This is a genomic window from Phocicoccus schoeneichii (assembly GCF_014635565.1).
Taxonomy (GTDB): Bacteria; Bacillota; Bacilli; order Staphylococcales; family Salinicoccaceae; genus Phocicoccus; species Phocicoccus schoeneichii.
Map to the genome: position 1 here is coordinate 121,231 of NZ_BMDB01000003.1, position 14,911 is coordinate 136,141.

13 protein-coding genes are annotated in these 14,911 nt (G+C 40.2%); 7 read left to right on the top strand and 6 right to left on the bottom strand.

Going from position 1 to position 14,911, the window contains the following annotated elements; all coding sequences use genetic code 11:
• Window positions 1–820 precede the first annotated feature (820 nt).
• The gene (locus IEU51_RS07215; RefSeq protein ID WP_229713910.1) at window positions 821–1,768 is read right to left on the bottom strand and encodes a DMT family transporter; all 948 of its coding nucleotides are present in this window, start codon (window positions 1,766–1,768) and stop codon (window positions 821–823) included.
• Window positions 1,769–1,899: 131 nt separating this feature from the next.
• Here IEU51_RS07215 and IEU51_RS07220 point away from each other — a divergent pair, with 131 nt between their 5' ends.
• The 3 genes from IEU51_RS07220 (at window position 1,900) to IEU51_RS07230 (ending at window position 5,118) form a co-directional block, all read left to right on the top strand.
• Entirely contained in the window at window positions 1,900–3,063 is a 1,164-nt protein-coding gene (locus IEU51_RS07220; RefSeq protein WP_186084512.1) for a M20 family metallopeptidase, read from the top strand.
• The gene (locus IEU51_RS07225) at window positions 3,056–4,486 is read left to right on the top strand and encodes a YfcC family protein (RefSeq protein ID WP_186084510.1); all 1,431 of its coding nucleotides are present in this window, start codon (window positions 3,056–3,058) and stop codon (window positions 4,484–4,486) included. The genes IEU51_RS07220 and IEU51_RS07225 overlap by 8 nt, the downstream gene beginning before the upstream one ends.
• Window positions 4,487–4,599: 113 nt before the next feature.
• Entirely contained in the window at window positions 4,600–5,118 is a 519-nt protein-coding gene (locus IEU51_RS07230) for a GNAT family N-acetyltransferase (protein ID WP_186084508.1), read from the top strand.
• A 1,044-nt stretch (window positions 5,119–6,162) separates the two neighbouring features.
• On the opposite strand, the gene IEU51_RS07235 is transcribed toward IEU51_RS07230, so the two are convergent.
• Together IEU51_RS07235 and IEU51_RS07240 are read right to left on the bottom strand one after the other, a co-directional pair.
• Complete coding sequence (locus IEU51_RS07235; protein ID WP_186084506.1) at window positions 6,163–6,831, bottom strand: ABC transporter ATP-binding protein; 669 nt, start codon at window positions 6,829–6,831, stop codon at window positions 6,163–6,165.
• A gap of 1 nt (window position 6,832) precedes the next feature.
• On the bottom strand, window positions 6,833–7,855 hold the full coding sequence (locus tag IEU51_RS07240) for an ABC transporter permease (protein WP_186084504.1): 1,023 nt from the start codon (window positions 7,853–7,855) through the stop codon (window positions 6,833–6,835).
• A gap of 76 nt (window positions 7,856–7,931) precedes the next feature.
• Between IEU51_RS07240 and IEU51_RS07245 the strand changes: the two genes are divergently transcribed.
• From IEU51_RS07245 to IEU51_RS07255, 3 genes are all read left to right on the top strand, one after another.
• On the top strand, window positions 7,932–8,594 hold the full coding sequence (locus tag IEU51_RS07245; protein WP_186084502.1) for a response regulator transcription factor: 663 nt from the start codon (window positions 7,932–7,934) through the stop codon (window positions 8,592–8,594).
• A complete protein-coding gene (locus IEU51_RS07250) occupies window positions 8,587–9,942 on the top strand; it encodes a sensor histidine kinase (protein ID WP_186084500.1) in 1,356 nt (451 codons plus the stop codon). Before IEU51_RS07245 ends, IEU51_RS07250 begins: the two co-directional genes overlap by 8 nt.
• 215 nt (window positions 9,943–10,157) lie before the next feature.
• Complete coding sequence (locus tag IEU51_RS07255) at window positions 10,158–10,979, top strand: hypothetical protein (RefSeq protein WP_186084498.1); 822 nt, start codon at window positions 10,158–10,160, stop codon at window positions 10,977–10,979.
• A gap of 58 nt (window positions 10,980–11,037) precedes the next feature.
• On the opposite strand, the gene IEU51_RS07260 is transcribed toward IEU51_RS07255, so the two are convergent.
• A complete protein-coding gene (locus tag IEU51_RS07260; RefSeq protein WP_186084496.1) occupies window positions 11,038–12,387 on the bottom strand; it encodes an IS1096 element passenger TnpR family protein in 1,350 nt (449 codons plus the stop codon).
• Between the two features lie 94 nt (window positions 12,388–12,481).
• Here IEU51_RS07260 and IEU51_RS07265 point away from each other — a divergent pair, with 94 nt between their 5' ends.
• Window positions 12,482–12,856 (top strand): hypothetical protein, encoded by a 375-nt coding sequence (locus IEU51_RS07265; RefSeq protein WP_186084495.1) that lies wholly within the window; start codon window positions 12,482–12,484, stop codon window positions 12,854–12,856.
• Window positions 12,857–13,548: 692 nt separating this feature from the next.
• On the opposite strand, the gene IEU51_RS07270 is transcribed toward IEU51_RS07265, so the two are convergent.
• Both IEU51_RS07270 and IEU51_RS07275 read right to left on the bottom strand, forming a co-directional pair.
• Window positions 13,549–14,451 (bottom strand): nuclease-related domain-containing protein, encoded by a 903-nt coding sequence (locus IEU51_RS07270; protein ID WP_188349294.1) that lies wholly within the window; start codon window positions 14,449–14,451, stop codon window positions 13,549–13,551.
• Between the two features lie 197 nt (window positions 14,452–14,648).
• On the bottom strand, window positions 14,649–14,885 hold the full coding sequence (locus IEU51_RS07275) for a hypothetical protein (RefSeq protein WP_186084492.1): 237 nt from the start codon (window positions 14,883–14,885) through the stop codon (window positions 14,649–14,651).
• Window positions 14,886–14,911: the final 26 nt, after the last annotated feature.

Consider the following 14,911-nt stretch of genomic DNA (forward strand, 5'->3'; position numbering starts at 1 on the left):
TTGGCGCGGTTGTCCGAATTACTATTTAATTTGGACAATCGCGGGTAGAAATTGCTGTGATTGTCCGAATTACTCTCCTATTTGGACAATTACAGGTATAAATTGCTGCGGTTGTCCGAATTACTCTTTTATTTGGACAATCGTGGGTAGAAGTTGGCGTGGTTGTCCGAATTGCTCTTTGATTTGGACAATCGTGGGTAGAAATTGCTGCGGTTGTCCGAATTACTCTTTTATTTGGACAATCGTAGGTAGAAATTGCTGCGGTTGTCCGAATTACCCTCCTATTTGGACAATCGCGGGTAGAAATTGCTGCGGTTGTCCGAATTGATTTTTAATACTGACAATCATGTATGATTCCTGACCTAGTTGTCAGTAATATGGTTTAAAATCAAAAAAGAAGCTGATTTCTTAAGAAATCAGCCTCCCTTTAAATATTTTTAAACTTTGTGTAATGGCTACTTTGTATCTTTCAACTTCATTAGTAAGTAAAGACCTACTCCTCCAACTAAAAGTATGGTTAGTAGACTCACGAGTATCTGCCAAAGTGTATTATCGGGTAAAAGTCCAAATAAAAAAATATCAATAAGTATGTATAGCGCAACTAGTCCAACTATGTATAATATCTCTTTCTTAGTCATGACACAGTTTCCCTCCGATTAGTATTATATAATTGTTTCAAAGTACTATCTACAAAAAAGAAGCTGATTTCTTAAGAAATCAGCCTCATTATAGTTATTTATAAAATTTGTTCACTTCATTTAATCACTAACTTGTACTTTTACCACTTCATGATTAAATACAGCAGCAATCCACCATTTACCTACAACAGTTTTATTAACACTACGCCGACGAGCATCAACACGAGTCCCGCTATCTGCACCACGGATGTGTTTACTTTTATTGATTTGAATAATCCAAATTGCTGGATTATCGTGCTTCCTATCATCATTCCGAATAGTGTCAGAACCACCGTCTGTCCTGTTCCTATCGTGTTTGCTAATAGTACGTTTCCGAGCACGAATCCTGCACCGAGCAGTCCACCGATCCATACAAACAGCGGTGCTTTCGCCTTCACTGGATTCACGATTTCTTTTATATTATCCTGTCTCACGACGACTATAATCAGTAGTGTAATCATCCCTACTAAAAATGAGATAAACGCGGAGTGTGTTTTTGATTCAAGCACAATTCCGAGGTAGCCATTCACCGCTACTTGCGTCGCTGTACCCATTCCTGCAGCGATTCCAATCAAACGCCACATCCACTTCTTCGCTTCATTTTGTTCTTTATCTTGTAAAACAATATTGTTTCTATTATAGATGTAGTTTCTAAGCACAACCGCAACCAATATACCTAAGATTAAGAAAATAACTCCAAACAGTCTCATCCAATCAAACGGATGGAGATCTGTGTAATACCAACCAAAATGGTCAATCATCATACCCATGATGATGTTACCAAATATCGGTAGTATCGCCGCTTCAACGCTCCCTAGTTCTTTAAATAAAAATATGTTAACTGTGAGCGTGACGACGCCTAAAATTCCTCCGATCCAAATCCAAAACGGATAATCGGTAAATGTGTCTAGACTGATAAAGACACTCTGTCCTGTCACAATCATGATCACAAATAAAAATAATGTCCCTATCGTAAACGAAATAAATGACGCTAAGAATGTTGACGATAAGTAACTCTTCAAGTGCGAATTTACAGCGGTTTGTGTCGCTAAAAAAGCACCAACGAGTATTCCAAATAAAGTTAATAGCAAAAGACTCATCCTCCAGTGTTTCATTATAATATCTTAAGGGAAATAAAGTAAGACAATTTTTTATAATATTGACGCATGATAAAAAATACAGTATTATTTATATTTATTAATATTCACAGGAGTGCATACACATGTTGAAAATAGATGACTATAACAAAATCAAAAATAATTTAGAACAAAATGCGATAGATATGTATAACAACCCCGAACTTGGTGATGAAGAGTTCGAATCAATGAAGATGCTCGTTTCTGAGCTTGAGAAACATAACTTTGACGTTGAGACGAATATCGTTGGTCGCCCGACTGCGTTCAAAGCAGTATACGACAGTAACAAACCAGGTCCAACAATTGCATATCTTGCAGAGTACGACGCGCTTCTAGGTCTTGGTCACGCGTGCGGGCATAACTTAATCGGTAATATGGCCGTCGGTGCTGCGATTCTACTAAGTGAACATCTCGAGACTCTCGGTGGTCGCGTCATGGTGCTTGGAACTCCTGCTGAAGAAACGAATGGAGCGAAAGTGCCAATGGCAAAGGAAGGTGTCTTTGACGATGTCGACGTGGCACTCATGGTACACCCGGCAGACGAGTCGTCTGAAAGTGGTCCGATGCTTGCTATGGACGCAATTCAGTATGACTTTTACGGTAAAGCGAGTCACGCTGCAGGCGCACCAGATGAAGGAATTAACGCACTTGACGGTGTGTTACAACTCTTCAACGGTATAAACGCTATTCGAGAGCATCTAAAGGATGATGTGCGTATTCACGGGATCATCACTAATGGTGGAGATGCTGCGAACGTCACTCCAGATCATGCTACGGCTCAGTTTTACATTCGTGCGAGTGAGCGTGAGTACTTAGACACAGTTGTAGAAAAGATAGAGAATATCGCTAAAGGTGCAGCACTGATGACTGGTGCAACTGTTGAAATTTCTAACTACGAGCTTTCTTATGACAATATGGTTCATAATGAACCCCTATCGCAACTCTTCACAAAACATCTGAAAAAGGTGAGTCCTCATCCTGTTAAACCAAAAACGAAATCGACAGGAAGCGCAGATATCGGCGACGTTTCTCAAGTGGTTCCTGCTCTACATCCGTATGTTGGGATGAATTGTCCAGGAGTCAAATTCCACACCAATGAATTTAGAGAACAAACGATTACACCTGACGGATTCCAGGCACTTCAGGATGCGGTGCTAGCGCTCGCAAATACTGGATATGAACTGTTAGAAAATAAAGAGGTGTTTGATGCAGTAGTGCAGGCATTCAAGGAGGCGAAGTCAAATGAGTAGTGATACAAATATTCAACCAAAAAAGAAGAAGTGGGAGTTCCCGAACGTATTTGCCCTATTGTTCGGACTCATCGTTCTCACCACGATTCTGAGTTACTTTATCCCCTCTGGTTCGTTTGAACGTGTAGAAAAAGTCATCAACGGTACAACGCGTACGTTAGTTGTAGAAGGTACATATCAAACGGTTGAAGGCTCGCATCTATCTTTCTTTAACATTTTTGAAGCAGTGTTTAAAGGTATGGAGGCCGGTGCACCGATTATCTTCTTCATATTTATTGTTGGTGGTGCGTTTGGTATCTTAGCGAAGACTGAAGCGATTGAAAACGGTCTTGAAGCGTTAGTGTACAAGATGGAAAACCGTAAGTGGTTACTGATTCCGATCATCATGTTATTCTTCGCGCTTGGTGGTGCGACGTTCGGAATGAGTGAAGAAACGATTCCTTTTCTATTCATTATCGTTCCACTTGCAATTCGTATCGGGTACAACTCGATGATTGGTGCTGCGATTGTTATTCTCGGTTCGACTTCAGGCTTTACAGCAGCTTTTTTTAACCCATTCACGGTTGGTGTCGCGCAAGGTATTGCCGAACTTCCGCTCTTCAGTGGAAAGGGATACCGTATCATCATGTGGGTGGTCATGGTCAGTGTGACGATTCTTTGGGTCATGTACCAAGCAAATAAAATGCAGAAGAATTCTGACGCTGAGCTTGATTTAATCGATAAAAAACATCTTAAACAATATGAGAGTGACTTAGAACAGTCTGAGAAAAAAGAATTTACGTTACGTCAGAAACTGATTATTGCTGTGTTCATACTGACGATTGTTGGACTTGCAGTTGGTGTGACGAGATTTGATTGGTACATCATGGATATTGCATCATTATTCCTACTATCAGGGATTGTGATTGGGTTTATCGGTAACTTATCTGTAAACGAGATTTCTGATGGATTCATTGACGGGTGTAAAGATCTTGCAACTGGTGCGTTAATTGTTGGTTTCGCGTACGGTGTGCTTGTTGTGTTAGAAGAAAGTATGACGATTGATACGATTCTAAACTTTTTAGCTAATGCTATTAACCAACTGCCGTCACTATTATCTGCGATGGGTATGTTTATTGTGCAGAGTCTCATCAACTTCTTAGTACCGTCAGGCAGTGGACAAGCAGCACTTTCGATGCCGATTATGACGCCGATCGCGGACTTAACTGGTGTGTCAAGACAAACAGCTGTACTTGCGTATCAACTCGGTGACGGGATTTCAAACGCAGTGACACCGACGTCAGGCGTACTGATGGCGAGTCTTGCGATTGCGAGAATTCCATGGATTAAATGGGCAAGATTCATTCTGCCATTACTGTTAATTCAATACACGCTCGGTGCAATCTTTGTAACAATTGCTCACCTATTTGTGTGGATGTCATAAGATAAAAAAACCTGAAATCATTGATTCGATTTCAGGTTTTCGTGTTTTTATCTTAAATTTATTCGGTTGTCCCAAAATTTCCTTTATAATAAAGATAAGAGGAGTTGAATTCTATGATTTTAAGAGAACTCACAATTTTAGACGCAGACAGGTTTAACAAGTATATCGAAGCTTGGGGTGATGAAAAAATTGTTCCGAGCAATAATGACCCGTCGAGATATCAATCCTTTGAAGAAATGGTGACGATTTTAGCGCTCGATAAAACCACGAACGATGACGATTGGGTGCCATCAATGACGTTGTTTTTATTCCACGATGATGAAATTCTCGGATCCGTCAATATTAGACTAAAGCTAAATGATCACCTTGAGAAAATTGGTGGACATATTGGCTATGGCATCAGTCCGAAATATCGTAGCAATGGATACGGAAATTATATGCTAAGAGAAGCATTGAAGGTTTTAAATACCCATAACGTTTTTGAAGTATTACTTACGTGCGATGAAGACAATTTCGCTTCTAAGAAGGTAATTTTAAATGCCCGTGGCGTTGAAGCAGACGATTACATCCATGACGGAAAAGTTACAAAACGCTTCTATATCAATAACGAAAGACCCAAAGACCGATTTTAGGCCTTTGGGTCTTTGTTTTTACTCATATTATTGCGCTAATCTTGTTTACGAGAGCACTAGCGCGAGAATACTTCCTGCTTCGTTGCGCTAATCTTGTTTATAAGAGCATTAGCGCGAAGATACTTCCTGCTTCGTTGCGCTAATCTTATTTACGAGATCATTAGCGCGAGGATACTTCCTTCTTCGTTGCGCTAATCTTGTTTATAAGAGCATTAGCGCGAAGATACTTCCTGCTTCGTTGCGCTAATCTTATTTACGAGATCATTAGCGCGAGGATACTTCCTTCTTCGTTGCGCTAATCTTGTTCACGAGAGTATTAGCGCAAGGATACTTCCTTCATCGTTGCGCTAATCTTGTTTACGAGAGTATTAGCGCAAAGATACTCTCTTCTTCGTTGCGCTAATCTTGTTTACGAGAGCATTAGCGCGAAGATACTTCCTGCTTCGTTGCGCTAATCTTGTTTACGAGAGTATTAGCGCAAAGATACTCTCTTCTTCGTTGCGCTAATCTTGTTTACGAGAGCATTAGCGCGAAGATACTTCCTGCTTCGTTGCGCTAATCTTGTTTACGAGATCATTAGCGCGAGGATACTTCCTGCTTCGTTGCGCTAATCTTGTTTACGAGATCATTAGCGCGAAGATACTTCCTTCTTCGTTGCGCTAATCTTGTTTACGAGAGTATTAGCGCGAGGATACTTCCTGCTTCGTTGCGCTAATCTTGTTTACGAGATCATTAGCGCGAGGATACTTCCTTCTTCGTTGCGCTAATCTTGTTTACGAGAGCATTAGCGCGAGGATACTTCCTTCATCGTTGCGCTAATCTTGTTTACGAGAGTATTAGCGCAAAGATACTCTCTTCTTCGTTGCGCTAATCTTGTTTACGAGAGCATTAGCGCGAAGATACTTCCTTCTTCGTTGCGCTAATCTTGTTTACGAGATCATTAGCGCGAGGATACTTCCTGCTTCGTTGCGCTAATCTTGTTTACGAGAGCAGTAGCGCGAGGATACTCTCTACATCTTTAAGCTAATCTGATTTCCTAGCACTTTACGCCGCTTCTAAGCGTCCACCTTTTAATTCATATACTTTATCTGCATATTTAAATATTCTCGTGTCGTGTGTAATCATAATGCATGTGATATTCATCTCTTTTACAGTGTCTTGAATTTTTTCAACTACTTGAATGGCGCGCTCAAAGTCTAAACTCGCTGTCGGTTCGTCCGCTAAAATCAGTGATGGATGGTTCATAAACGCACGCGCAATCGCCACACGTTGCTGTTCCCCACCTGACAGTGATTTCGGATAATTATTTAAGCGGTGTTCTAGCCCAAACGTTGTCAGTAATTCCTTTGCACGTTTCTTCGCTTCTTTTTTCTTCATGCCCGCAATCGTCCCCACATACACCAATTGGTCCACTACTTTCAAGTACGGTAACAGATGCGATTGTTGGAATATAAACCCAATCTCCTTCTGACGTAACATCGTCATCTCGCTATTTGAGAGATGCGTCCAGTTTTCATCATCCATCATAATTTCACCATTTGACGGTTCCAGTAGCGCACCGATAATTGAGAGAAGTGTACTCTTACCAGAACCAGATGGACCATAAAGCACTACAAGTTCCCCCTTGTTCACCTGTAAATTCACATCTTCTAAAATTTCAGTTCTGTTTTCGTCTTTTCCAAAACCTTTATTAATACTTTTAAGTTCTAACATATTATTCTCCTCCAATTGCACTTAATGGGTCGATTCTGATGACTTTTACGACTGACAGTAAAGCTCCAATCAGTGATACTCCAATAAATGATCCAAATAAAAGTAATACGAGATTGTTGTTAACAAAGAATGGCATTGAAACTGGTAAGAAATTCGCGAGTAAAAATGTCAGTCCAATTGCAATTACTGTAGATAAAATCACAATTGTCATGACTTCTACAATGATTGAAACAATCATCTTCCCACTCGTAGTACCAATGGCTTTTAGTATGCCGTATTCTTTCGTCTTCTGTATTGTGATGACGTAGAAGAACGCGCTGATTACTATTGCTGAGATAACGAATAAGAATATCACCATTAAGTTTAGTGGTAACTGCTCAGCTTGGAAGCTTGGTATACCATTCATGGCATTCTCTTTTGTTATCAAGTTGATGTGACTTTGGGTATCGTGTGTTTTATCTCCAACCGCAAATGTTGGTGTTACCTCTTCGTCGATTTTTTTGAATCCGTCTTTAGTGACAAACCCAACAGACGTATGTGCGTACATCGTTTTGTCTACAAATCCACTGACTGTGTACGTCACTCCGTCGTAGTCACGTGCTTCAATTGTGTCGCCGAATTTATATGTTTCTGACAGTGTTTCATCGAGTAAAATTTCATTTTTGCTGGTTGGTTCGTGACCCTCGACTACTGTATAGTTCACAGCGTCGTCACTGTAAAGCAGCTGAATGCCGTCCCCATCTTGGATGCGTAACATCTTCATGCTGACTGGGTAGTAGCCGTTATCTGTTGCTTGTTCCAGGTCTTTATCTTCTAAAACGGATTGATTGATTTGATTGTCGGCTTCTTCGTGAATCATAATCTTGTCACCATTCAAGTTCTCAATCATTGAAATGTTATCTTTACCTAGGCCTTGTGCTAAACTAGAAACAAACATGACTAAGAACGCTAAAAGAAACAAAATGAGTCCGATGAGTAGATATTTAAATTTATAATATTTGAGTTCTTTAAATGCAATATTCATAAAAATGTCTCCTTTAACTTATTAACTATATGTAGTATAAAAATTTAATGTGAACAGAATATGAATGGGGGAAAGTATGCGACATTTATTAATTGTGGATGACGAGAAGGCACTTCGTGAGATGGTGGCGGAAGGTACAGGCACGTTTTACGAGACTCATACGGCGGTGGATGCGATGGAAGCGATTGATGTGTTAGAAGAAAACACGATTGACCTTGCGATTGTCGATGTGACGATGCCCGGAATGAACGGGTTTGAACTTTGTGCTCGCATCAAAGAAGAGTATGAAATACCTGTCATCATGCTGACGGCACGCAGTGCTTTAAATGATAAAAGACAGGCATTCCAAGCGGGAACGGACGACTATGTAACGAAGCCGTTTGAAATGGAAGAATTGTTGTTTAGAATCAATGCCGTGCTCGCGAGGTACGGCTCACGAGACGTTCTAGAACTCGGAAATGTTACGGTGATTGAGTCGGAATACGCGGTAGAAGTTGATGGTCAAGATATGTATTTCCCGAGAAAAGAATTTGAGTTGTTGAACACGCTCGTTAAAAATTATCCGAACGTGTTGACGCGCGATCAGCTGATTGAAACGGTTTGGGGATATGATTTTGACGGAGATGAACGCACGGTGGATGTGCACGTTAAACGCATTCGTAAAAGATTAAAACAGGTGAACTCTTGCATTGAAATTGACACGGTGCGCGGTGTCGGATATAAGGTGTCCGATGTTTAAGAAGCTATCCACACGATTTATTGTCGCGACACTTCTCATGATGTTAATCAGCAGTTTTCTTGGGTTTGTTTTAACGAATGTGTATTATCACTTCACAGAAAAACCGAAGAATGACGCGCGCGTGACAGAAATTTTACTTAAACAGAAGACGTTTGCTGAAACGCATCAGATTGATGCAGATGAAATGTTTGCTGAGATGGCAAATCTGAATTTCCAGGTTCTTGCAGTGAAAGATGGAGAGAAAAAGTTTTATGGAACGCCGTTTAGGAAAGATAATGTGCCGCTAGATACGCTAAACTCTGATGAGGCAATTTACCACGGCATTAAGAATCGCGAGTTCAGTTTATTTATTACTGGATTTTTCGATAACGAGACGAAGAACACGGTTGGTACGAAAATGACGATTAACGGTGAAACATATGACGTGTACTTGAGACCGGATGTAGGCAATTCGATGGGCGAGTTCAGAATGTTTCTAGCGGTGCTCTTAGTTCTGGTCGTTGTCTTCTCAATCGTACTCGTGTTTTTATCTTCAAAACTTGTGACGTTACCAGTTGTTAGATTATCGGAGCAGACGCGTGAAATCCAAAAAGGGAACTACGACGTGAGCCAATCGGTCGTGCGACGCGACGAAATCGGAACGCTGGCCCGCGAAATGCAAGCGATGAGCGAGTCCATCAAACACCACCAAGAAATGAACGAGCGCTTCGTGGCGAATGTGTCACACGAAATTCAGTCACCGATTTCGAACCTGTTATTACTGTTAGAAAAGATGAAAGCGTCAGGCGACCTATCGTACATCGACGATATGGAACATCAGTCGATGCGGCTGTCGAACTTGACGAAGCAGTTGTTGTTACTCGCGAGCATAGAACAGTCGGAGCAAGTGCTCGATAAGGAGTCATTCAGCGCGAAGGCATTCGTGAAAGACCTCGTCCAGACATACAGCTACATGCTGGATCAGAAAAATATTTTCTTAATGACGAATGTGGATAACATTGAGATTTTTGCGAATGAAAAACTACTATTTCAGGCAGTGTCAAACATCGTAAACAACGCTATTAAATTCTCACATGATGAGGGAGAAGTGACGATTTCGGTTCAGCGTGCCAGAAATTTTGTAGAGATAAAAATCCGCGACCACGGTAAGGGTATGTCAGAAGACATGCGCACTCACCTATTTGAGCGCTTCTACAAAGCCAACCATAAAGAAGACCACATCCCGTCGAACGGACTCGGCATGTCGATTGTAAAAGAAATCGTCGATCTGCATGGTGGAGTAATTGACGTGTGGTCTAAAGAAAATGAGGGTACCTTAATTACAATAAAAATACCCGTATTCAAGTAGATAGGAAAGTTTTCATTATAAATAAAATATCTACTAGATATTTGGAGACGAAATTCATGTGTTCAGTATATGGCTTTCAGTTTAATAGTCCGTTCCATAATCTTATGTAAAATTCCAATTCTAGTCAAAACAGGAATTAATCGTAGAATGAGCACTTGTTTCTATTTACGGGTTTCGTAATGTAGTATATTCTAAATCTAAAGGAGGCGAGAGCGATGTACGCTATTGTCGATTTAAGCAACGAAAAGAACGGCTATTACACCTATCAGTTAAAAAAAGACAACAAGATTGTTCTGTTGCTTCGTGCGCATCGTGAGCGTGAGTACGGGAACTCATACATATTGCGACTCATCGACACGACGCCCATGACTGATCTGTCTACCGTTCGTACCGAATGGCCGGTGCCATATTTCATGATTAGCAAGTTAATGCAGGAATTGCTCAAAAATAATATTACAGAAGATATTTATTTGATTGACACATATGATCCACGGTTTGTCCGTATTTTATCAGACTTTAACTTTGAACTCGCGTACACGAACTACTTTGGTTCGATTGATATTGACCCTCTGATTCATTATTTAGAAGGACAAGTGAAAACGCATGCATTGAAGAACTACTATCCTGTGACGGCGTATAATAAAGAACCGTTAATTAAAAAAGCCATGGAAGTGTACGAGAACAACTTTAATATTGATGATAAAAACAAGCTCCCCTATTCATACTGGGAGGCACAGTTATCAAATGACCTGGATATGATGAGTTCTGTCTGTCTTTATCCGACAAAGACGATTCGCGGGTACGCATTTTTATATAAAGTGATGTACGAAGTGGATATTGGTCACGTCTATTATGATAGTTTGGAGTCAAAGGAGCGTGTGGTTTCGTCGCTACTTGCGTCGCTTAGGGCGATGCGCGGAGAAATTGAGGAAGTATTTTTAAATATCCGAGCGAAAGACACGTATACGACTGATTTATTTAAGACGCTCGACAAATCGGCGTTCTTTAACCAATGTGTGTATAAAATGAAAAAATAAGACTTGAAGGTGTAGCCTGATGATTGGCGTGTCTCTCAAGTCTTATTTTTATTTCTACTTATTCTGTCATTGGTCGTCTCGTTAAAAATGTGCGTGCTAAATGTTTGTTGATTGCCGTGATTGGGAAACGGGCACGATAGTTTAAAGCACGTACTTTGTTGTATATGCGCGCATACTCTGGATGCGATTCGTATTCTAGTATATCTAGTGCAGCATTTAATTTGTCGAGTCCACCAATGTTTTCGATTGGAATCGGACCTTTATAATCTGTGATTTTTGGTACTTCACGGTCAACGATGCGTGTACTGATGAGTGACACGTTTACGACGTAATCGTCTTCACTGTCATAGAAAAATTTAAATGACTGATGCGTTTTGAACAAATGGTCGATTTGCACGATATTCGCGTGTAGTAGTCCTTCTTTTTCGTGTATCTCGTAGTTGCCGATTTTGATTTTAGAGTTAGAGTCGTTCGTCCATAAAAATGACTCTTTTAAAATGTACATGAGTTCGTAAAAATTGAGTCGAACGGGAATCACGATATCTCTCTTGATTTCCTTTTTCCCTTCTAAAGTGGCGTGGATGTGATACGCGTTATAGTTCTCATCTTCTTGTTGGCGTGTTTTTATCTTTTTAAAATCGATTGAGCGAAGTGCTTCTAAGACGTCTTGATGCATGACTAAATAATCCGGATGCACTTTGACGAGCAACCCGATTTTTTCTGCGACGCTCCAGCGCGGCTTTCGTTCGAACACGTTATAGTTGTCGTGCACCATTTCTTCGATGTGCGTGAGGTCCGTGTAACTTAGGTGTTCGAGCACTTGCGGCAAGTGGCCGGGCGATGTGATATATGATATCACTGCTTTTAGGAAGTCATCCTTATACTTTCCGTAATGCGTGATTTGCAGTGTGCGGATGATTTTTTTCAGTTGCAGTGACGTGAGGTTATCGTATAGCCAGTAAATCGGTCCCGTGTACATGTTGCTGAGCTTTGAGATTTCCTCTGGCTCTAGCGCTTCGTCGTGCGAGACACGCATTTTGTACGGACTCATGATGCCTCTATTCAGTAGCGTTTGGTCAATCGCATGCACAATATCTCTGTGGATTACATAGCTATTCATGTCTTCTTCAAGCATGTATTGGAAGTCATATAACGTGCTAAAGTGCTCTTTATTTTGGACGTGATACACATTGTTTTCCGGATCTTCATCTACTAAATCATGAATACGCTTGGCCTCCGCCATCGACAAGACGTCAACCATCTTGTTGAATTTGTCTTCATCCTCAAGCTCGTCTAACTTAAAATCAATAAATTCGTCAATTGTGGAAAAATCGCGTGAATGAATTAAGGTAGCGCGTAGTAGCGCATCCTCTCCCATATATATCGAATAAAAGTCTCTTAGTTCCATAAAACTCCCCCGAGTAATTCTTACTTCTATTTTACTTGTTTATGATTAATTTCACTAGTAAAGGGAATAATATTCATATGAATAGGAGTGATAGATGATGAATGAAGCACATGTTGGACGATACGTGAAGCTCGTTGGCGAGGAAGATCGTGAGGATTCTGTGTTCGCGGTGAAGCACTTGAAGGGCGAGTCTCTTGGTACTATTGAAGTTAAAGATGTTGGCGATTCAGTTTGTGAGTTAGCTTTTGATATCACTGCCGATAAAAACACGCACAATGAAGAGTATTACGTCGAAGCACTGGAGTTAGCAGAATCGCACGCATTCAAGCACACCGAGGCACATGTCTTAATCTTAAAAAATAAAGACAAAGATATGGATTTAGTAAAATACGCTAAAGAAGCAGGGTTTTATGAAGAAGAAGGCAAACTCTTAATCCACTCCCACAACTACTCAGACGTACGAAACTGATTTTTAAAGATGAAAAGAAATCCCTGCGGGGATTTCTTCTTTTTAGGGGGTTTGGATGGTTCTGGGAGTAGCATTGTTGCGCTAATCAAGTTTACGAGAGTATTAGCGCGAAGATACTTCCTTCTTCGTTGCGCTAATCTTGTTTATGAGAGTATTAGCGCGAAGATACTTACTTCTTCGTTGCGCTAATTTTGTTTACGAGAGTATTAGCGCGAGGATACTCTCTTCTTCGTTGCGCTAATCTTGTTTATGAGAGTATTAGCGCGAAGATACTTCCTTCTTCGTTGCGCTAATTTTGTTTATGAGAGTATTAGCGCGAAGATACTTACTTCTTCGTTGCGCTAATCTTGTTCACGAGAGCATTACCACGAGGATACTCTCTTCTTCGTTGCGCTAATCTTGTTCACGAGAGCATTAGCGCGAGGATACTCTCTTCTTCGTTGCGCTAATCTTGTTCACGAGAGCATTAGCGCGAGGATACTCTCTTCTTCGTTGCGCTAATTTTGTTTACGAGAGTATTAGCGCGAAGATACTTCCTTCTTCGTTGCGCTAATCTTGTTTATGAGAGTATTAGCGCGAAGATACTTCCTTCTTCGTTGCGCTAATCTTATTTATGAGAGTATTAGCGCGAAGATACTTCCTTCTTCGTTGCGCTAATCATGTTTACGAGAGCATTAGCGCGAGGATACTAACTAATTTAGTTTATTGTTATCTATTACATAGTAGGTCTTCCGGCCACTACCTTGTTTCGCTCCATATTTGTTCAAAATCCTTCTAATTTGCTGTTTTGATAAGATAAACCCCATCCAATCTAACATTCGACCTACCGTCAACTGCTCTTCCGGAAACAATATTATATAATCTTTAATATTACGTAAAACGGCAGCATCTACCAACTCTGACTCACCGCATTTTGGGCACTGCACCTTCTTTCGCGACACATCAAAATCGAACTCAACGAAAGATTCGCAGGTCACGCAAGTGATGCCTTTGAACAAACGATCGTATTCATAATCCAAATCCGTCTCGTACCTAGATTTCTTCAAACTTTTCGTTTGAATCGTGTCCACTATTTTCTGCTGATGTTCATAAACGCGACAAGGGATTCTGTTCAACTCTTCAATCAGCCAATCGATTTGCCCGGGCATGATGACATTAAAATCTCTCTTCGCTTCGTACAATACAAATTTTGGATTGATAAAAACAAGCTTCTGATTGATTTTTAAATTGATTTTGTTTTCTTCGAAGAACTTTTCGAGTCGTACCCTCTGCCGTTGCAGCTGATTAACCGGATTATCAATTTGCTTTCCTGAAATCAAAAACCAATCATTATTCCTCATAACAAAATTTCCACCATAATTTTTCAACTCCAAAATCACACATTCATATTGAAAAATTAATAAGCAATCAATCTGGCACTCACTCTCGCCAGCACGTAACTTCACGTCGTATAACTGAATCACATCACTGTTCAACTCTCTCTTCAATCGCTCATGAAATTTCTTTTCACCCAAAAATCCAACTTTATTTTTATATAACATCTCTTGATGAAAATCCGAAAAATTCATACGACGTTTCAAAACTTCGAGTTGCAATAAAAGTTGATGTTTCTCTAATTTTTGTCGCGCATCTACCGGGACATCATTTCGATCTAAAAGTTTTATTTTAAAGACCTCCTTTTCACAAAGAATAGTCTGTTATGCCTTGCAATTCAAAGGAAATCTACTCGATTTCACAAAGTTAATATTTAGATAAAAACACGCGCTGAATATGATATTCAGCACGTAGAATTTCAATTATTATACTTGTTTTTATCTCTAAAAATTCGATATATCAACCGAACACTTATTTCTAAAACGATTACGAATACGATTACACCAAATATCTTCACTATCGTCGAAGTGTGTTGTAAAATTTCAGCGTTTAAAAATAAATTCCATAGTACGACAAACACAACAATTCTGACGAGGTTGGCTAAAAATAGTTGGCCTCCTCTACGCCCGTCGCCTTCTATAATTTTGTTACGCATGAATACTCTCCTTAAAAAAAATAGAC